This is a genomic window from Streptomyces bullii (assembly GCF_042657145.1).
GTDB classification, from domain to species: Bacteria; Actinomycetota; Actinomycetes; order Streptomycetales; family Streptomycetaceae; genus Streptomyces; species Streptomyces bullii.
Map to the genome: position 1 here is coordinate 101216 of NZ_JBHSNY010000003.1, position 18739 is coordinate 119954.

The window sequence follows — 18739 nt, forward strand, 5'->3', positions numbered from 1 at the left end:
CCTCGTGGTGTCGGCGCCGGCCTGGTCAGGGCCGGCGCCGCGGACAGGCCACGGCCTCCTCAGGGCCGGGCCGCGGACAGGACGACGAGCAGCGGCACCACACGGCCCGGCGGCACCTCGTAGCGCCCCCGTCCGGTGGTGTGCAGCCAGCCGGCGCCGGTCAGCTGGCGCAGGTGGTGGTAGATCTGGCCGGTCGTGCCGACCTCCTCCGACTCGGCGAGTTCGGCGGCGGTGCGCCGGCCGCCGAGGATCTCGCGGAGCAGGCGCAGCCGCACCGGGTGTCCGAGCGCGGCGAACGACTCGGCGGCCGACGGCCAGTCCTCCCCCAGCAGGCCCTCGACGAGCGTGCCGTGCTGCCACTCGTACCGCTCCCCGGTCGGCAGCCGTACGGCGCCGGTGAACAGCACGCCGCCGTCCGCCGCGCCGAGCTCGGCCAGCTGCTCCTTCAGCCCCTCCAGGGCCCAGAAGTCGCCCTCGCCGATACCCGGGGCGGTCCGCCCCGCGGCCTCCAGGGCCGCCAGCCGGCGCTCGAGATCGGCGACGCGTTGTTCGAGATCCACGGCTACGACATTACGTAACTACGTAATCCAATGCAAGAGAGGCTCCGCGCGACACGACGAAGCCCCCGCCCGGCGGACCGGACGGGGGCTTCGGGGAGCGCTCGGATCGGTTACGCGAGCAGCGCCGGGATCGTGCCCTCGTGTGCCTCGCGCAGCTCCGTCAGGGAGAGCGTGAACTCGCCCTGCACCTCCACCGTGTCGCCGTCGACGACGCCGATGCGGGTGGCCGGCAGGCCCCGGGCGCCGCACATGTCGGTGAAGCGCAGCTCCTCAGAGCGCGGCACGGCCACGACCGCGCGCCCGGCCGACTCGGAGAACAGGAAGGTGAAGGCGTCGAGCCCGTCCGGTACGACCAGCCGCGCGCCCTTGCCGCCGAGCAGCGCCGACTCGACCACGGCCTGGACCAGACCGCCGTCGGACAGGTCGTGCGCGGAGTCGATCATGCCGTCGCGGGAGGCGGAGACCAAGATGTCGGCGAGCAGCCGCTCACGCTCCAGATCGACCTGCGGGGGCAGGCCGCCCAGGTGGTCGTGGATCACCTGCGACCAGGCCGAGCCGCCGAACTCCTCACGGGTGTCGCCGAGGAGGTAGAGCAGCTGGCCCTCCTCCTGGAAGGCGACGGGCGTGCGGCGGGCCACGTCGTCGATCACGCCGAGGACGGCGACGACCGGCGTCGGGTGGATGGCGGCCTCGCCCGTCTGGTTGTAGAGCGAGACGTTGCCGCCGGTCACCGGCGTGCCGAGCTGCTGACAGGCGTCCGCGAGACCGCGCACGGCCTCGGCGAACTGCCACATGACGGCCGGGTCCTCGGGCGAACCGAAGTTCAGGCAGTCGGAGACGGCCAGCGGCTTGGCACCGGTGGTGGCGACATTGCGGTACGCCTCCGCCAGCGCCAGCTGTGCGCCCGTGTACGGGTCGAGCTTGGCGTACCGGCCGTTGCCGTCCGTGGCGATGGCCACGCCCAGGCCGGTCTCCTCGTCGATGCGGATCATGCCGGAGTCCTCGGGCTGGGCGAGGACGGTGTTGCCCTGCACGAAGTGGTCGTACTGGGAGGTGATCCAGGACTTGGAGGCCTGGTTGGGGGACGCGACCAGCTTCAGGACCTGGTCCTTCAGCTCCTCGGACGTCTGCGGGCGCGGCAGCTTGCCGGCATCGTCGGCCTGGAGCTCGTCCTGCCAGGACGGGCGGGCGTAGGGGCGCTCGTAGGTGGGGCCCTCGTGCGCGACCGTGCGCGGGTCGACGTCGACGATCTTCTCGCCGTGCCAGTAGATCTCCAGGCGGTCGCCGTCGGTCACCTCACCGATGACGGTGGCGATGACGTCCCACTTGTCGCAGATCTCCAGGAAGCGGTCGACCTTGTCCGGTTCGACGACCGCGCACATGCGCTCCTGCGACTCGCTCATGAGGATCTCCTCCGGCGAGAGCGTGGAGTCGCGCAGCGGTACGTCGTCCAGGGTGACGCGCATGCCGCCGGAACCGTTCGAGGCCAGCTCGGACGTGGCGCAGGACAGTCCGGCCGCGCCTAGGTCCTGGATGCCGACGACCAGCTTCTCCCGGAAGGCCTCCAGGGTGCACTCGATGAGGAGCTTCTCCTGGAAGGGGTCGCCGACCTGGACGGCCGGGCGCTTCGACGGCTTGGCGTCGTCGAAGGTCTCGGAGGCCAGGATCGAGGCGCCGCCGATGCCGTCGCCGCCGGTCCGGGCCCCGTACAGGATGACCTTGTTGCCGGCGCCGGACGCCTTCGCGAGGTGGATGTCCTCGTGCCGCATCACGCCGATGCAGCCGGCGTTGACCAGCGGGTTGCCCTGGTAGCAGGCGTCGAAGACGACCTCGCCGCCGATGTTCGGCAGGCCCAGACAGTTGCCGTAGCCGCCGATGCCCGCGACGACGCCCGGCAGGACGCGCTTGGTGTCGGGGTGGTCGGCGGCGCCGAACCGCAGCGGGTCCACGACCGCCACCGGCCGCGCGCCCATCGCGATGATGTCGCGGACGATGCCGCCGACACCGGTGGCCGCGCCCTGGTAGGGCTCGACGTAGGACGGGTGGTTGTGCGACTCGACCTTGAAGGTGACCGCGTAGCCCTGCCCGACGTCGACGACACCGGCGTTCTCGCCGATGCCGACGAGCAGGGCGTCGTTCTCCGGGGCCTTCTCGCCGAACTGGCGGAGGTGGACCTTGGAGGACTTGTACGAGCAGTGCTCGGACCACATGACCGAGTACATGGCGAGCTCGGCACCGGTGGGCCGGCGGCCGAGGATCTCGACCACGCGCTCGTACTCGTCCTTCTTCAGGCCCAGTTCGGCCCAGGGCAGCTCGACGTCGGGGGTCGCGGCCGCGTGCTCGACCGTGTCCAGAGGCGTCCGGCTCATGCGTTGACCAGCTTCTTGAGGATCGAGGTGAAGAAGGGGAGGCCGTCGGTGCGGCCGGTGCCGATGAGCGGCTCCACGGCGTGCTCCGGGTGCGGCATCAGGCCCACGACGTTGCCGGCCTCGTTGGTGATGCCGGCGATGTCGTTGAGCGAGCCGTTGGGGTTGAAGTCCAGGTAGCGGAACGCCACCCGGCCCTCGGCCTCCAGCTTGTCCAGCGTGTACTGGTCGGCCACGTAGCGGCCGTCCATGTTCTTCAGCGGGATGTGGATCTCCTGGCCGGCCGTGTAGTCGGTGGTCCAGGCGGTGTCCGCGTTCTCCACCCGCAGCTTCTGGTCGCGGCAGATGAAGTGCAGGTGGTCGTTGCCGAGCATGGCGCCGGGCAGCAGGTGGGCCTCGGTGAGGATCTGGAAGCCGTTGCAGATGCCGAGGACCGGCAGACCGGCCCTCGCCTGCTCGATCAGCGGCTCCATCACCGGCGAGAAGCGGGCGATGGCTCCGGCCCGCAGATAGTCGCCGTAGGAGAAACCACCGCACAGCACCACGGCGTCGACCTGCTTGAGGTCCTTGTCCTTGTGCCACAGGGCGACCGGCTCGGCGCCCGCGACCCGGATCGCACGCTGCGTGTCCCGGTCGTCGAGAGAGCCCGGGAAAGTGACGACGCCAATACGAGCGGTCACTTCACGGCCTCCGCGACTTCCTCGACCCGGACGGTGAAGTCCTCGATCACGGTGTTGGCGAGGAAGGATTCCGCAAGATCGTGGATGCGGGCGAGGGCGGCCTCGTCGACCGGCCCGTCAACTTCCAGTTCGAAACGCTTTCCCTGGCGGACGTCCGAGATCCCTTCGAAACCCAGCCGCGGCAGTGCGCGCTGCACCGCCTGGCCCTGGGGGTCGAGGATCTCCGGCTTGAGCATGACGTCGACTACGACGCGTGCCACTGGCACTCCCGGTGTGTGGTGCTGAGCAGGTTCCTTCAGACTACCCGCACAAAATTTCTACGCGAGTAGAGTTGTAGGAATCTACGTGAGCCCGGTCACGATTCCGCATCGCAGGGAGGAAGGAGTGAAAAGTTCCGGGAAAGATCCCCGTTCGGTCACGTATCCCTATTGCGCCGGGACACGCGGGCAGATTTAGTCGGGCTTCACTTTGCATTGCCGGGCACTGTACAAATGAATTGTCATTAGCGGATACTTTGCCCAATTACAGGCGGACAGCCGACATCTCCGCGACGTCCCGGCACGTCATCGCAGACGCCATCGGGGATGTCGCACGAAGGGACCGATATTCGTGGCGCAGAAGGTCGTGGTCACGCTCTTTGACGACATGGACGGCTCGGAAGCGGCGGAAACGATCGCCTTCGGACTCGACGGCAAGTCGTACGAGATCGACCTGAATGAAGCCAATGCCAGGAAACTGCGCAAGTCGCTCGCGCCGTACGTCGCGGCCGGCCGCAAGCGCACGCGGTCCGGCCGGGCCTACCGGCAGACGGAGGTCGCCCCCGACCCGGCGGCCGTGCGGGCCTGGGCCCAGGCCAACAAGATGGAGGTCCCCGCGCGCGGCCGCATCCCCAAGAAGGTCTACGAGGCGTTCGCCGCGGCCCAGTGAGCCCGCCTGGCGCCCGGTCAGCCGCCCCTCGCGACAACCGACTTGCGCAGCACCCCCGCTGATCAGCTAGAGTCTGGAGCACGCCGAGGGGCGAGGCCGAAAGGCCCAGCTCACTCAGGTCGCGCGGGTGTAGTTCAGTAGTAGAACATCCCCCTTCCAGGGGGAAGGCGCAGTGTGCGATTCCTGTCACCCGCTCTGCATCGCCGTACCGAGCACTCTTGTGGATCAGGTAGGCTGGTGCTCGCACCGATCGGTGAAAGCCGGTCGGAGGCAATGCGGACGTAGCTCAGTTGGTAGAGCGCAACCTTGCCAAGGTTGAGGTCGCGAGTTCGAGCCTCGTCGTCCGCTCGGGAATGAGACCCCGGTCCTGATGGGCCGGGGTCTTTTCGTGCTCCGATACGGCCTCCTCTGACATTTGTCATGCCGAGTGATGACAGCGCGCACTGCTGCCGGGCCCGCGCCGCCGGGACGCTGGGGGCATGGAACCGAACGAACACGAACACGTGATTGAGGTCACTGACCTTCGGCGTGTGTACGGGGGCGGGTTCGAGGCGGTGCGCGGCATCGGCTTCGCCGTGCGGCGCGGGGAGATCTTCGCCCTGCTGGGCACCAACGGCGCGGGCAAGACGTCGACCGTCGAACTGCTGGAGGGCCTCGCACCGCCGGCCGGCGGCCGGGTCCGGGTCCTCGGCCACGACCCCTACGCCGACCGGGCCGCCGTACGGCCCCGGACCGGGGTGATGCTGCAGGAGGGCGGCTTTCCGTCCGAGCTGACCGTCGCCGAGACCACGCGGATGTGGGCGGGCTGCGTGAGCGGGGCGCGCCCGCCGCAGGAGGCCCTCCGGCTGGTCGGGCTCGTGGAGAAGGCCGACGTACGGGTGAAACAGCTGTCCGGGGGTGAACGCAGGCGGCTGGACCTGGCGCTGGCCCTGCTGGGCAAGCCCGAGGTGCTGTTCCTGGACGAGCCGACGACCGGCCTGGACGCCGAAGGGCGCCGCGACACCTGGGAGTTGGTGCGGGCGCTGCGCGACGGCGGGACGACGGTGCTGCTGACCACGCACTACCTGGAGGAGGCCGAGAACCTCGCCGACCGGCTGGCCATCCTCCACCAGGGGCGCATCGCCGCCGCCGGGACACCGGCCGAGGTGACCGCCTCCCAGCCGTCCCGGATCTCCTTCGACCTGCCCGACGGCTACTTCCTCGGCGACCTGCCGCCGCTCGCCGAGCTCGGCGTGTGCGGGCACGAGACAGACGGGCGTGTCGTACGGCTGCGCACCCGGGAGTTGCAGCGGGCCGCGACCGGGCTGCTGGTGTGGGCCGAGCGGGCCGGGGTCGAGCTGCGCCGGCTGGATGTGCGGTCGGCGTCGCTGGAGGAGGCGTTTCTGGGGATCGCCCGCGAGGCGTCCGAGTCTGTCGAGGAGTACGTGGCGTGAGTGGAGCGAGTGGGAGTGGTGCGATGAGTGGGATGGCCACCACCACACCGGTGAGCCGTATGGCGGCTCTCGCCCGGGCCGAGCTGACGCTGCTGGGCCGTAGCAAGGGCACGCTCGTCGCCGCGCTGTTCGTGCCGCTGGTGCTGCCGGTCAGCGTGCGGACCTGGGCCGAGGAGATGGACCTGAAGGAGGCGGGGCTGACCGTCGGCACGGTCGTCCTGCCCGCCGCGATCGGCTTCTCGCTGCTGTTCGCCGTGTACGGGGCGCTCGTCGGCGCGTTCGTCGCCCGGCGTGAGGAACTCGTGCTCAAGCGGCTGCGCACCGGCGAGCCGCGCGACGCCGAGATCCTGGCCGGGGGCGCGCTCCCGGCCACCGCCACCGGGTTCGTCCAGTCGCCGGTGCTGGCCGTCGGCTGCACCGTCCTGCTGGACGTCCCCGCGCCGCCGGCTCCTCACCTGGCCGTCCTGGGCCTGCTGTTCGGACTCGTGCTGTGCGCCTCGCTCGCCGCCCTCACCGCGAGCTTCACCAGGACCGTCGAGAGCGCCCAGGTCACCTCCATGCCCCTGATGCTCGTCTCGATGCTCGGCTCCGGCGTCACCATCCCCCTGGAACTGCTGCCCGCCCGGATGGCCTCCGTCTGCGAGCTGCTGCCGCTGACACCCGCCATCACACTGGTGCGCGGCGGCTGGACCGGTGACCTGGCGGCGGCCGAGGCGCTGGGCGCCATCGCCGTGGCGGTGGCCTGGACGGCCGTGGCGGTGTTTGCTGTACGGCGGTGGTTCCGTTGGGAGCCACGGCGCTGACGTACGGGGACCGACCGAGCCCCGGGGGAGACGGCACCAGCGGGGAGAACGGGGAGAGCGCGCAGATGCGGAAGCCGGGGGGATGGTGGCGGCGCAAGAGCACGCCGGCCAAGGTCGAGACCTACACGCGCTGGTCGTTCCACTTCTTCGGACTGATCGAGCTGACCGCGATCGGGCTCCCGGCCTTCGGCCAGGCGGACCAGGTGGAACCGCGGCTCGCACTCCTGCTGTTCCTGCTCGTCGCCGCGCACGCCGCGCTCTGCGCGGTGACCGCGTCGCGGGCGCTGGACTGGACGCGGGGCCGCCGTGAACGGCCGGTACGGCTCCTGTGGGGAGTGGGCGCCGTCACCGCGGTCATCGCGATCGCCGCGATCCTCCTCACCCAGCACGGCCCCGGCGGCAAGGACATGCAGACCGCGGCCGGGCAGGTCTTCGGCGGTGTGCTGTGCTTCGGGGCCGGGATCATCGCGCTCGGGGTTCCCAACCGGCGACGGGTCTTCGCGGTCGTCGGGGGCGTCGCGGTGGGAGCCGGACTGGTGTCCTTCCCGCTGGGCATCCCCGGGCCCGCCGCGCTCGTCGCGGCGGTCGCCGTACTGGCCGGCGGCGGCTTCGTGGCCTTCACCTACGTCTTCTCCGTCTGGCTGCTGAACGCCGTCTACGAACTCGACGAGGCCCGCGAGACCCGCGCCCGGCTCGCCGTCGCCGAGGAGCGGCTGCGGTTCGGTCGGGACCTGCACGACGTGATGGGCCGGAACCTGGCGGTCATCGCGCTGAAGAGCGAACTGGCCGTGCAGCTCGCCCAGCGGGGCCGGCCGGAGGCCGTGGCGCAGATGGTCGAGGTGCAGCGCCTGGCACAGGAGTCGCAGCGGGAGGTGCGGGAGGTCGTACGCGGGTACCGCGAGGCCGACCTCGGCACGGAACTCGCCGGTGCGCAGGGCGTGTTGGAAGCGGCCGGCATCGACTGCACAGTCACCGGATCGGCCGCCGGGCTGCCCGTCGCGGTGCAGTCCGCGCTGGGCTGGGCCGTCCGGGAGGCGGCGACCAACGTCCTGCGCCACGGCGACGCCCGAACTTGCGCGGTGGAGCTGCGGGTGGCCCAGGGCCGGGTGGTGCTGTCGGTGGAGAACGACGGGGTGCCGCAGGAGCGGCAGCGGCTGGGTGGGGGTGTCGGGGGTGGCCGGGACGGCGGGGGCATCCGGGGTGGGTCCGGGCTGGCCGGGCTGCGGGAGCGGCTGACGGAGATCGGCGGGACGCTGCGGGCCGGGCCCGCCGGGCGGGGGACGTTCCGGCTGGTCGCCGAGGTACCGCTGCCCTCGGGTGTGGCCGGCGGGGACGGGGGTGTTGCCGTTGCTGATGGGGAGGCTGCTCCGGCGCCGGCGGAGGCCGCGCTCTCGGGCCCCGCGCTCACGTCGTCCGTTGGTCATCCCGTGAGCGAGGTCACGTCATGACGTCCGCCGCGCCCGTTCGTCTGCTGCTCGCCGACGACGAGCATCTGATCCGCGGCGCGCTGGCCGCTCTGCTGAGCCTGGAGGACGACCTCATGGTCGTCGCCGAGGCCGCCAGCGGGCCCGAGGCGCTGGCGATGGCCCGGGCCCACGCGCCCGACGTCGCCGTACTGGACCTGCAGATGCCCGGCGCGGACGGTGTGAAGGTCGCCACATCGCTGCGGGCCGAACTGCCCGACTGCCAGGTGCTGATCGTGACCAGCCACGGGCGGCCCGGGCATCTCAAGCGGGCGCTGGCGGCCGGCGTGCGGGGGTTCGTACCGAAGACCGTGAGCGCGCAGCGGCTGGCGGAGATCATCCGTACCGTGCACGCCGGAAACCGGTACGTCGACCCCGAGTTGGCCGCCGACGCGATCGCCGCCGGGGACTCGCCGCTGACCGCGCGGGAGGCCGAGGTGCTGGAGCTCGCCGCCGACGGGGCGCCCGTCGCGGAGATCGCGGAGCGGGCCGCGCTGTCACAGGGGACCGTACGGAACTACCTGTCGGCGGCCGTCTCGAAACTGGGGGCGGAGAACCGTCACGCGGCAGTGCGTCTCGCGCGGGAACGAGGTTGGGTATAGTTGCTCTCGCGCCACGGCGCAACGCGGACGTAGCTCAGTTGGTAGAGCGCAACCTTGCCAAGGTTGAGGTCGCGAGTTCGAGCCTCGTCGTCCGCTCCGTTCCCAGGGCCCCGGTCATCGACCGGGGCCTTCGGCGTCCCCGGGCACCCGCGTGGAGCCCGGGTGCCCGTTCAGCTCCAGCTCATGCCCGTCAGCCGCTCGTACGCCTCCACGTACTTGGCGCGCGTGGCGTCCACGACGTGCTGCGGCAGCGGCGGCGGGGGCTGCTCGCTCCTGCGGTCCCAGCCGGACTCCGGGGAGGTCAGCCAGTCGCGCACGAACTGCTTGTCGTACGACGGCTGCGCGCGGCCCGGCTGCCACTGGTCGGCCGGCCAGAAACGGGAGGAGTCGGGGGTGAGCACCTCGTCCGCGATCACGAGGTTGTCGTCCTCGAAGCCGAACTCGAACTTGGTGTCCGCCAGGATGATGCCCCGCTCGCGGGCGATGTCGCGGGCGCGGGAGTAGGCGGCGAGGGTCGCCTGGCGCAGCCGGGCCGCGGTGTCCGCGCCGACCTGGCGGGCGACCTCCTCGTAGGAGACGTTCTCGTCATGCTCGCCGACGGCGGCCTTGGTGGCCGGGGTGAAGATCGGGGCGGGCAGTTCGGAGCCGTCCACCAGGCCCTCGGGGAGGGCGAGGCCGCACACGGTACGGGACTCCTCGTACTCGGCGAGGCCCGAGCCGGTGAGGTAGCCGCGCGCCACGCACTCCACCGGGACCATCCGCAGCGACTTGCAGACCAGGGTGCGGCCCTGCCAGTCGGCGGGGGCGCCGGCGGGCAGTTCGGTGCTCAGGACGTGGTTGGGGACCAGGTCGGCGAGCTGGTCGAACCACCACAGGGAGAGCTGCGTGAGGATGCGGCCCTTGTCGGGGATCTCGGTCGGCAGCACCCAGTCGTAGGCGGAGATGCGGTCGCTGGCGACCATCACGAGGTCGCCCGCCTCGTTCTGGTACAGCTCACGCACCTTGCCGGTGTGCAGATGCACCAGGCCCGGAACCTGGGTCGGCTCAGGCTTTTCGACGAATCCGGACACGGTTCCTCCCCGTGGTTCGAACAATGGGGTGCCCGCAGGGCTCGATCAGGGTGGTGGTGGGAGACGGGCGGGCCAGTGCTCCGATTGTCCCGTACGGGCAGATGATCGCGGACAGTGGGTCAGTCGCGTTTGCAGATGCGGTCCAGGAGGTTGGCGGTGGCGCGCTGGACACGGGCGTCGACGTGGCCGGGGCGGTCCAGGGCCGGGGACCATGCGAACGTTCCGGACGCGAACACCCAGGCGCCGGACGGAGCACGGTACAGGGACGTCTCCTGGTGGCGGACGACGCCCTCCTTGTCCGTGTACGGGGAATGGGCGAGCAGGATCCGCTCGTCGTGCTCGGGCAGCGGGGTGCGCGGGAAGTAGCGGTCGGCCTCGCCCGCGACCAGTCCCTCGATCGCGTCGCCCTCGTGCGCCCCCGTCGCCTCCCACAGCCAGTGATCCGCGTTGCGGACGATCAGCGGGTGCGGCTCGGGGACGTGGCCCGCGTACTGGATGCCGAGCAGGTGCTGCTCCGCCCGGTCGATCTCCCGCCACAGCACCGGCTTGCCCGGCCCCTTGCGCTTGCGGCAGGTCAGCAGGCGGTCGGGGACACCGGAGGGGGAGGGGCCGAGCTCGACCTGCCAGTACATGGTGTTGGCGGAGAGGAAGACCAGCGAGGTGCCGTGGTCGCGGGCGCGTTCGGCCGTGCGGCGCATCGGGATGGACCAATACTCGTCGTGGCCGGGGAAGATCAGGCCCCGGTAGCGGGTCGGGTCGACGCGGCCGGAGTGCAGGTCGCGGGCGTCGGCGTAGGCGAGGTCGTAGCCGTAGCGCTCGGCCCAGCGGATGACGTCGTAGGCGTGGCCCACGTGCAGGGGCAGGCCCCAGCCGGCGTAGGGGCGGTCGAAGGAGACCGTCGTGGCGGCGTCGGCCTCGCCCAGCAGTCGGCCGTCGTGGTCCCAGGCGTGATAGAGGCTGGCGCCGGTGCGGCCGTCCTCGGGGTACAGGTTGTACGCCTGCCAGGTGATATCGGGCAGGAGGAGGAGCAGGTCCGCGGCGCGGTCGTCGCGGACGGTGAAGGGGACGTGGGAGCGGTAGCCGTCGGCGGTGGTCAGGACGGCGACGTACGCGCCGACGCTCCAGTACGACGGGATCTGCAACCGCCAGGACAGCCACCAGTGGTGGCAGGAGACCGTACGGTCGGCGGTGAGCGGCGGGGGCTGGACGATGCCGGACAGGCGGGGGCTCGTGGTGATCTTGGCCGCGCCGTCGCCGCCGTAGTGGCCGATGCGGTAGATGTCGACGCTGAATTCCTGGGGCGGGTCGACGGTGATGTGGAAGTCGATCGCCTCGCCGGGCGCGGCCGCGCCGGTGGCGGTGAAGCCCTTGATCTGGCGGTGCACGTCGTCGGCCGAGCGGGGGCCGCCGGAGGAACGGGGTGCGGGGATCCGCGCCCTGCCCTGCTTCCGGGGCGCGGGGACCGGTTCCGGTTCCACCGGGTCGACGTACCAGGGGACGACCTGGCCCGACTCGGCGAAGTACGTCTCCCTGCCGCGCAGCCAGGGGACCGGGCCCTGTCCGAAGGGATCCGTCACGGCGTGCGCGAGTGCTCCCGACTCCCAGCGGCGGATCTGCTCCGACCCCATGGTTGGCTCCCCTCCCCTTCGCCCCCGTGGTGGTGCGGTCGTCGTGGTGCGGTGTGGATGTGTGTGGCTGGGTGGCGCGTGGTGCTGCCCCGTGCCGGGGCTCTTGCGGTCGCGCGTGTTTCGCTTGGCGTGGTGTGGCGCTTGTGTCTGGCCTGTGCCGTAAGCCCTTGCCATGTGCGCGATCGGTCCAAGCACATCACATAACGCACGCAGTCCGTCACCGTTCGTCTTTAATTGACCGAAAGCGGAAGCGGGGCGTCCGGAATGGTGGGGTGCCGCCGAGTGCCCGTGCGGCGGTTCAGACGAGTCGTACCGGCTTCTCGGGGCGTATCCCCAGCCGTGCCAGCCATGTGCGCAGGGGCGTCGGGTCGCCGTCCTCGATGAGGGACAGGACTCCGGGGGACAGGTCGGCCGCTCGCTCGCCGTTGACGAGCAGGGACGGGCCGTCGAGCCAGTCGAGGCCCGGGACCGCGCCGGCGGTGTCCATGGCCGCGCAGCACACCATCGCCGTGATGTGGTCGGCGAGGAGCTCGCGGGCGGTGCGCGGGGGCTGGAGGGGGAAGAGCGGCAGGGCGTGGTCGTCCCACAGCGCGGTGCCTGGTGTGGCGGTGGAAGTGGGGGTGGCGGTGGCGGAGCCGGAGGTGGATGCGGAGGCCGTCCGGGTCGTGCCGGCCTCCTCTCGGGCCAGTTCCACGCTGAGGCGGGCGGCCAGGGCGGCGCTGCGGGGGGTGGCACCGGAGAGGTCTTCTTCGTCGTCGGTTCTCGGGGTGGGGGGTTCGGGGGGCGGGGGCGTTTCCGCTGTCCGAGCTGTCCCCGGGGGTTGGTTTGACGCGGCGGTGTGGTCTGTGCCGGGGGTGCGGTCCGTGCCGGGGGTCTGAGAGGTCTCGATGAACTGCGTGGGCTGGGCGGGCTGGGTGGATCCTGCGGGCTGGGCGGGCTGGGTGGCTTGTGTCAGGTGGTCGATCACCCGGGCGAGGGTGGGGCCCTCGGCGTTCCCGGTCGGGGCGCCGGGGGCGGAGCGTACGCCCAGCGCGTCCAGGACGCGGTGGAGGCGGGCCGCGTCGGTGCGCCACTTGCGGTCCACGACCTCGTCGGGGTAATCGCTCCAGTCCACCGGGGACCATTCGGGGCCGGGCTCGGCGGGGCCTCCGTGGAAGAGGCGGGCGGCGAGGAGGGAGGCCGCCTCGTCCACCGCGCCGGGCTCCTCCAGCAGGTCGCAGGCGGGGCGCTCGCCCAGCCGGGAGGCGAAGCCCTCGGCCAGCCGGTCCCGGCGGGACAGGTCGGTGAGCGCCGCGACCACACCGGCGTCCAGCCGGGAGGGCCAGCGGCCCATCCGCCAGGCGGGCAGTGCCACGCGGGTGAGCAGACGGTCCCAGCCCGCGTACGCGAGGCCGACCTGCTCCTGGGCGACGATCCGCAGCCCGTAATCCACAGCCTGTGCACGCTCGGCGGCGGCTGCGGCGACTCCGCGCTCCATCTCGGCGGCATGACCGCGGCAGCTGCGCAACAGCAGCCGGGCGGCCCAGCCCAGGCCCGAGCACGCCAGGCGGGACAGCGGGCACCGGTTGCGGGTCGAGGCAACCGCCACCGCGGCGTCCAGACCCCGGATGAAGCGCCGGGCGGCCGCTATGTCGGGGTGGGCCGCGGGGCCCGTACCGGCGACGACCGGGGCGAGGACCGCGCGCAGCTCGCCGACGCGCATCCACCACAGGAACGGCGAGCCGATGACGAGCACCGGGGCGTCGGTGGTCCGGCGGTGTGCGAACCGGCTCGTGCTGTCGATGTCGTCCCGGTCGGACCGGTCACCGGGGGCGGGCCGGTCGGCCCGGCCTGTCCGGTCGGTTCGGTCGGTCCCGTCGGGACGGTCTGGTCGGTCCTCGCGCCGGTCGGGCGTGCGGGGGCGGAACCGGGAGCGCGGCGGCGGGCCGTGGGCCGGATGGGTACGGTCCTCAAGCCAGCTGTCGCAGTCCGGGGTGAGCGCTATCGCGGAAGGGGCGGGGACGTCGAGCCGGTCGGCGAGATCGCGCACCATCCGGTACAGGTCGGGGGCCGCCTCCTGGGCGAGGGGAACCGTCGGGCTCATGGCGGGGCGGGCGCGTGCGACCACCAGGGCGACACCGCCGGCGGCGAGCAGCACGAGGACCGCGAGGGGCGTCACGGCCCAGCGCGCGACATCCCAGCCCGGACCCACGAGGTGGCCCGTCGAACCGCCGACGAGCAGGATGACGGCGCCGGCCGCGGGCAGCAGGGCGATGGCCAGGGCCCGGCTGCGGATGCGCAGCACGGCGAGCGCCCGGCCGCGCGCGGCCTGCGCACCCACCTCCACACCGATTCCGGTCACGATCCGACCTCACCCCCTCCCAGCGGTCCTGACGCTGTCCTGGCGTTGCTCACTCCCCCACTGTGGCACCCACCACTGACATCGCAATGCCGGTGGGCCAAGTGCCGGAACGCTTGCGCCGCACCCTAGTTGGGGGCTCGTCCCCCGTCAGCCGGATGGGGCACCGGTCACTCGATGGAATGGCTTTGGGGAAAGGTGGATGACGGACAGCGAGGATCAGGCCCCGGATCCGGACGGTGTCACAACAGGCCCCGGACTCTGAGACGAATCCGGGGCCCGTGGGGTTCATCGGCGGCTCATCTACGGCGTGGGCTCACGCCCCCTGCGCCGTCTTCGCCCCCTGCGCCGCCTTCGCCGCGATGTCCGTACGGTGCTGGGAACCGTCGAGGTGGATGCGGGAGACGGCCCGGTACGCGCGGTCGCGGGCCTCGGTCAGGTCCTTGCCGGTGGCCGTGACGGACAGGACCCGGCCGCCCGCGCTGACGACGGCGTCGCCGTCGCGCCTGGTTCCGGCGTGCAGCACGTACGCGTGCGGGGCGTCCTGGGCGGCGACCTCGTCGAGGCCGGTGATCGGGTCGCCGGTGCGCGGGGTGCCGGGGTAGTTGTGGGAGGCGACGACCACCGTGACGGCGGCCTCGTCGCTCCAGCGCAGGGGCTCCAGGTGGGCGAGGTTGCCGGTGGCGGCGGCCATCAGGACACCGGCCAGCGGCGTCTGCAGGCGGGCCAGGACGACCTGGGTCTCGGGGTCGCCGAAACGGGCGTTGAACTCGATGACCCGTACGCCGCGCGAGGTGATCGCGAGACCGGCGTAGAGCAGCCCGGAGAACGGCGTGCCGCGGCGGCGCATCTCGTCGACGGTGGGCTGGAGCACGGTCTGGAGGACCTCGTCCACCAGCTTGGGGTCGGCCCAGGGCAGCGGGGAGTACGCGCCCATGCCGCCCGTGTTCGGGCCCTCGTCGTCGTCGAGGGCGCGCTTGAAGTCCTGGGCCGGCTGGAGGGGGAGGACGGTCTCACCGTCGGTGACGGCGAAGAGGGAGACCTCCGGGCCGTCGAGGTACTCCTCGATCACCACGCGCTCGCAGCCGGCGGCATGCGCCCTGGCCGCCTGGAGGTCGCTGGTGACGACGACGCCCTTGCCGGCCGCGAGACCGTCGTCCTTGACGACGTACGGAGCACCGAAGGCGTCGAGAGCCGTGTCGACCTCCTCCGCCGTCGTGCAGACGTACGAGCGTGCCGTCGGCACTCCGGCCGCCGCCATGACGTCCTTGGCGAAGGCCTTGGAGCCCTCGAGCTGCGCGGCCTCCTTGGAGGGGCCGAAGACCGGGATGCCCGCCTCGCGCACGGCGTCGGCGACACCGGCGACGAGCGGTGCCTCCGGGCCGACGACGACCAGGTCCGCGCCGAGCCGCGCGGCCAGTGCGGACACGGCCGCGCCGTCCAGGGCGTCGATCTGGTGCAGCTCGGCGACCTCGGCGATGCCGGCGTTGCCGGGGGCGCAGTGCAGCGCGGTGACGTCGGGGTCGAGGGACAGGGAGTGGCACAGGGCGTGTTCGCGGGCGCCGCTGCCGATGACGAGGACCTTCACAGGGGTCAGCCTAACCGGAGGGGGCCTGGGGGGTTTGTGTGGGCTGCTGAAGGGGCGGGAGGAGTCCGCTTGGAGCTTCCTCCAAGGCGGGTCCCTTCGGGGCTGTCGGCAGGGCTGGTAGCTGGGGGGGGTGGGTTCGGCTTGGTCCCGCAAGCTCGTTCCCACGTGGCTCGTTCTTGCCCGCCCGGCTACTCGTTGGTGTACTCCTCGACCACCGTCGCCCCCAGCTCCCGGACGATGAGCTCCTGGCCGGAGAGGGCGGACTCGTCGAGGTCGGGATCGTCGTCCTCGGGGATGTCGTCCTCGGGCGAGACGGGCGGAGGCTCCGGGGCGGAGGGCCGGGGCACGGGGGCCGGAGCCGGGGTGGGCGCGGGAGCCGCCGCGCCCGTCGGAGGCCGCGTCGGCTGGGCAGGGGCGGCGGTCGTCGCCTGCGGCGGGGCGGCCGGTCGCTGGGCGGTCGTGGCACCGCCGTAGCCGCCACCGCCGGTGCCACCGCCGTAGCCGCCACCGCCGGCACCACCGCCGCCGCCGGGGTTTCCGCCACGGCCGCCGAAGCCGGAGGGCCCGCCGGGACCCGGAGCGGCCGAGCCGCCGGAGGGGTCGACGATCGCCTCGATCTTCCACTGGACGTTGAACTGCTCGGCCAGCGCCTGCCGCAGCACGTCCTCGCTGCCACTGCTGAGGAAGTTGTCCCGCGCGCCCGCGTTCACGAAGCCGAGCTGGAGGGTCGTCCCGTCGAAGCCGGTCACCTGGGCGTTCTGGCTGAGCAGGATCCAGGTGAACCGCCGCCGGTTCTTGACGGCCTCCAGGATGTTGGGCCAGAGCATGCGGGGGTCGAGGCCGCCGGGCGAGGGCGCGGCAGCGGGTGCGGGAGCCGGGGCGGCGGGCGTGGGAGCGGCGGACGGTGGCGTCGGTGAGGAGGCGTTCGGCCCGGGCCCACCGGGTGCGGAGGGGTTCGCCGCGGCCGGGGACTGCCCGCCGCCGGCGGGTGCGGCCGTGGGCCAGCCGCCGGGCCGACGGCCACTGCCGGCGGGGGCCGCGGTGGGCCAGGCGCCGGGCGCGGACGCAGCTGAGGGAGAGGGAGAAGGCGAGGGGGCGGAGGCAGGTGCAGGCGGTGCGGGCGTCTGTGCCGGTGGCGTGACGGCCGGCCTTTGAGCAGGCTGCGGCTGTCCACCAGCAGCAGGACCGAGGTCGGCAGGACCGGAGTCGGCGGGGCCGGATCCCCCAGCGGGACCGGCAGGCACCCCGGGCCCGGCGGCGGTACCCGCATCACCACTGCCACTGCCGTTGTCACTGATGCCGTCGGCACCCTGCGGCGCTCCCGAAGCCCGTACGGCGGCCCTGGCCGCGGCGGGTCCGCCTCCCGGCGGAACCGGCACGGCGCCGGCCGCTCCTCCGTGCACGTCCGGCCCGGGCACGTATCCCATGGCGGGCATGCCGGCACCCGCCGAGAAGTGCACACCGCGCTCGATGCGATCGAGGCGGGCCATGACGGACCGCTCGTCGCCGTAGGCGGCCGGCAGCAGCACGCGGGCGCAGATCAGCTCGAGCTGGAGACGGGGCGAGGTGGCGCCGCGCATCTCCGTCAGCCCCTCGTTGACGAGGTCCGCGGCACGGCTCAGCTCTGCGGCACCGAAGGCACCGGCCTGCGCCTGCATCCGCTCGACGACATCGGCCGGGGCGTCGATGAGTCCCTTCTCCGCCGCGTCCGGGACAGCGGCGAGGATCACGAGATCCCGCAGCCGCTCCAGCAGATCGGCGACGAAGCGGCGTGGGTCGTTCCCGCCCTCGATGACCCGGTCGACGACCTCGAAGGCGGCGGCCCCGTCCCCTGTGGCGAAGGCCTCGACGACGGAGTCGAGCAGCGAGCCGTCGGTGTACCCGAGCAACGCGGTGGCCATGGCGTACGTCACACCGTCGGCACCGGCTCCCGCCAGCAGCTGGTCCATGACGGACATCGAGTCACGCACGGACCCGCCGCCGGCCCGCACGACGAGCGGCAGGACACCGTCCTCGACCGCGATGTTCTCCTGCTGGCACACCTCGGCGAGGTACTCCCGGAGCGTCCCGGGCGGCACGAGCCGGAACGGATAGTGATGGGTGCGCGACCGGATCGTCCCGATGACCTTCTCGGGCTCGGTGGTCGCGAAGATGAACTTGAGATGCTCGGGCGGCTCCTCGACGACCTTGAGCAGCGCGTTGAAGCCGGCCGACGTGACCATGTGGGCCTCGTCGATGATGTAGATCTTGTACCGGCTCCGCGCAGGCCCGAAGAAGGCCTTCTCCCGCAGGTCACGTGCGTCGTCCACGCCGCCGTGCGAGGCGGCGTCGATCTCGATGACGTCGATCGAGCCGGGCCCGTTCCGGGCCAGGTCACGGCAGGACTGGCACTCCCCGCAGGGCGTCGGCGTCGGCCCGTTCTCGCAGTTCAGGCAGCGGGCCAGGATGCGTGCGCTGGTCGTCTTGCCGCAGCCGCGCGGACCGCTGAACAGGTACGCGTGATTGACCCGGTTGTTCCGCAGCGCCTGCTGCAACGGGCCGGTGACATGCTCCTGCCCGATGACCTCGGCGAACGACTCCGGGCGATAGCGGCGGTACAGCGCGAGAGACGACACGCTTACGAGGTTATAGGCGCGCACTGACATCCAGCCCCGCCCACGGAACCGGGCAACGGCCCACCGGGGAGCCCGGGCGACCCGGAAACGCAAGCGCCCCCCACGCACCCGCCAGAGCCGACCTACCCTTGCTGCCTTCCGGCCCTGGGGGAGTTCAGTCAGATAGCGCCGCGTGAGGGGCTTCCCGAAGAGTACCCGATGTCCGCCGCGGGGAACGAGTTCGCGAGCACTCCTCTCGGTCATGTAATGTTTCCGGCGGAGGATTCGCCTAGAGGCCTAGGGCGCACGCTTGGAAAGCGTGTTGGGGGCAACCCCTCACGAGTTCGAATCTCGTATCCTCCGCCGGCTCAGAGGGGCGGACCGCATCAGCGGTCCGGCCCTCTGGCGTTTGTCCGTCTCGGTTTCCGTCTCGGTCGGCTTTTCGACTGGTAGCGGGCGTGCCGGACGGTTCTCAGAGCGGCTCCCGGAGCGCCTCTCCCACCTGCTGCGCGACCTTGCGGACCATGATGCCCGTCACATGCATCGGGCGGGCGGGCCGCTCCCCGGGACTCCCCGCCCATGATCGAGTCGATCCCGACGTCCGGGACGCCGGGGAACAGGAGGACGGTCGCGGTGGTGTGGCGAGCGTCATGGAGACGGGCGTCCCGTACGCCCGCACCCCGAAGC

General features: G+C 72.2%; 14 protein-coding genes, 4 tRNA genes and 1 other RNA gene. 9 read left to right on the forward strand and 10 right to left on the reverse strand.

Annotation, left to right across the window (positions count from 1 at the left end; translation table 11 throughout):
* Window positions 1–59 precede the first annotated feature (59 nt).
* The 4 genes from ACFPZJ_RS08340 to purS form a co-directional block, all read right to left on the reverse strand.
* Window positions 60–560, reverse strand: a complete 501-nt coding sequence (locus ACFPZJ_RS08340; protein WP_381019175.1) for an ArsR/SmtB family transcription factor — start codon at window positions 558–560, stop codon at window positions 60–62.
* Window positions 561–670: 110 nt separating this feature from the next.
* Complete coding sequence (gene purL, locus ACFPZJ_RS08345) at window positions 671–2929, reverse strand: phosphoribosylformylglycinamidine synthase subunit PurL (RefSeq protein WP_381019176.1); 2259 nt, start codon at window positions 2927–2929, stop codon at window positions 671–673.
* Window positions 2926–3606, reverse strand: a complete 681-nt coding sequence (gene purQ / locus ACFPZJ_RS08350) for a phosphoribosylformylglycinamidine synthase subunit PurQ (RefSeq protein WP_381019178.1) — start codon at window positions 3604–3606, stop codon at window positions 2926–2928. Before purQ ends, purL begins: the two co-directional genes overlap by 4 nt.
* On the reverse strand, window positions 3603–3866 hold the full coding sequence (purS, locus tag ACFPZJ_RS08355) for a phosphoribosylformylglycinamidine synthase subunit PurS (protein ID WP_010045045.1): 264 nt from the start codon (window positions 3864–3866) through the stop codon (window positions 3603–3605). Before purS ends, purQ begins: the two co-directional genes overlap by 4 nt.
* A gap of 349 nt (window positions 3867–4215) precedes the next feature.
* On the opposite strand from purS, the gene ACFPZJ_RS08360 reads away from it, so the two are divergent.
* The 8 genes from ACFPZJ_RS08360 (at window position 4216) to ACFPZJ_RS08395 (ending at window position 8930) form a co-directional block, all read left to right on the forward strand.
* Window positions 4216–4533, forward strand: coding sequence for a histone-like nucleoid-structuring protein Lsr2 (locus ACFPZJ_RS08360; protein WP_381019180.1), 318 nt, complete (start codon window positions 4216–4218; stop codon window positions 4531–4533).
* A 123-nt stretch (window positions 4534–4656) separates the two neighbouring features.
* Window positions 4657–4728: transfer RNA gene (locus ACFPZJ_RS08365), tRNA-Gly, on the forward strand.
* 80 nt (window positions 4729–4808) lie between these two features.
* Window positions 4809–4881: transfer RNA gene (locus tag ACFPZJ_RS08370), tRNA-Gly, on the forward strand.
* Window positions 4882–5012: 131 nt separating this feature from the next.
* Complete coding sequence (locus ACFPZJ_RS08375; protein WP_381019182.1) at window positions 5013–5966, forward strand: ABC transporter ATP-binding protein; 954 nt, start codon at window positions 5013–5015, stop codon at window positions 5964–5966.
* A 23-nt stretch (window positions 5967–5989) separates the two neighbouring features.
* The gene (locus ACFPZJ_RS08380; RefSeq protein ID WP_381019183.1) at window positions 5990–6769 is read left to right on the forward strand and encodes an ABC transporter permease; all 780 of its coding nucleotides are present in this window, start codon (window positions 5990–5992) and stop codon (window positions 6767–6769) included.
* Between the two features lie 65 nt (window positions 6770–6834).
* A complete protein-coding gene (locus ACFPZJ_RS08385) occupies window positions 6835–8217 on the forward strand; it encodes a sensor histidine kinase (protein ID WP_381019185.1) in 1383 nt (460 codons plus the stop codon).
* The gene (locus ACFPZJ_RS08390; RefSeq protein WP_381019186.1) at window positions 8214–8834 is read left to right on the forward strand and encodes a response regulator; all 621 of its coding nucleotides are present in this window, start codon (window positions 8214–8216) and stop codon (window positions 8832–8834) included. The genes ACFPZJ_RS08385 and ACFPZJ_RS08390 overlap by 4 nt, the downstream gene beginning before the upstream one ends.
* Before the next feature lie 23 nt (window positions 8835–8857).
* Window positions 8858–8930 (forward strand) — tRNA-Gly (locus ACFPZJ_RS08395).
* 74 nt (window positions 8931–9004) lie between these two features.
* On the opposite strand, the gene ACFPZJ_RS08400 is transcribed toward ACFPZJ_RS08395, so the two are convergent.
* The 6 genes from ACFPZJ_RS08400 to ffs form a co-directional block, all read right to left on the reverse strand.
* On the reverse strand, window positions 9005–9904 hold the full coding sequence (locus ACFPZJ_RS08400; protein ID WP_381019188.1) for a phosphoribosylaminoimidazolesuccinocarboxamide synthase: 900 nt from the start codon (window positions 9902–9904) through the stop codon (window positions 9005–9007).
* A gap of 119 nt (window positions 9905–10023) precedes the next feature.
* Window positions 10024–11532 (reverse strand): N,N-dimethylformamidase beta subunit family domain-containing protein, encoded by a 1509-nt coding sequence (locus ACFPZJ_RS08405; protein WP_381019190.1) that lies wholly within the window; start codon window positions 11530–11532, stop codon window positions 10024–10026.
* Between the two features lie 298 nt (window positions 11533–11830).
* The gene (locus tag ACFPZJ_RS08410; RefSeq protein ID WP_381019192.1) at window positions 11831–13873 is read right to left on the reverse strand and encodes a hypothetical protein; all 2043 of its coding nucleotides are present in this window, start codon (window positions 13871–13873) and stop codon (window positions 11831–11833) included.
* A 313-nt stretch (window positions 13874–14186) separates the two neighbouring features.
* Window positions 14187–15458 carry a phosphoribosylamine--glycine ligase gene (purD, locus tag ACFPZJ_RS08415; RefSeq protein WP_381019193.1) on the reverse strand — a complete coding sequence of 424 codons (1272 nt, stop codon included), beginning with the start codon at window positions 15456–15458 and terminating at the stop codon, window positions 14187–14189.
* Between the two features lie 188 nt (window positions 15459–15646).
* Entirely contained in the window at window positions 15647–18073 is a 2427-nt protein-coding gene (locus ACFPZJ_RS08420; RefSeq protein ID WP_381019195.1) for a DNA polymerase III subunit gamma and tau, read from the reverse strand.
* A gap of 86 nt (window positions 18074–18159) precedes the next feature.
* Window positions 18160–18258, reverse strand: an RNA gene (gene ffs, locus ACFPZJ_RS08425) — signal recognition particle sRNA small type.
* 72 nt (window positions 18259–18330) lie between these two features.
* On the opposite strand from ffs, the gene ACFPZJ_RS08430 reads away from it, so the two are divergent.
* Window positions 18331–18415, forward strand: a tRNA-Ser gene (locus ACFPZJ_RS08430).
* Window positions 18416–18739 lie beyond the last annotated feature (324 nt).

Coding starts and splice junctions, on each gene's coding strand:
- ACFPZJ_RS08375 (WP_381019182.1), top strand. CDS start 5,013: ATGGAACCGAACGAACACGAACACGTGATTGAGGTCACTGACCTTCGG.
- ACFPZJ_RS08405 (WP_381019190.1), bottom strand. CDS start 11,532: ATGGGGTCGGAGCAGATCCGCCGCTGGGAGTCGGGAGCACTCGCGCAC.
- ACFPZJ_RS08385 (WP_381019185.1), top strand. CDS start 6,835: ATGCGGAAGCCGGGGGGATGGTGGCGGCGCAAGAGCACGCCGGCCAAG.
- ACFPZJ_RS08380 (WP_381019183.1), top strand. CDS start 5,990: ATGAGTGGGATGGCCACCACCACACCGGTGAGCCGTATGGCGGCTCTC.
- ACFPZJ_RS08390 (WP_381019186.1), top strand. CDS start 8,214: ATGACGTCCGCCGCGCCCGTTCGTCTGCTGCTCGCCGACGACGAGCAT.
- purL (WP_381019176.1), bottom strand. CDS start 2,929: ATGAGCCGGACGCCTCTGGACACGGTCGAGCACGCGGCCGCGACCCCC.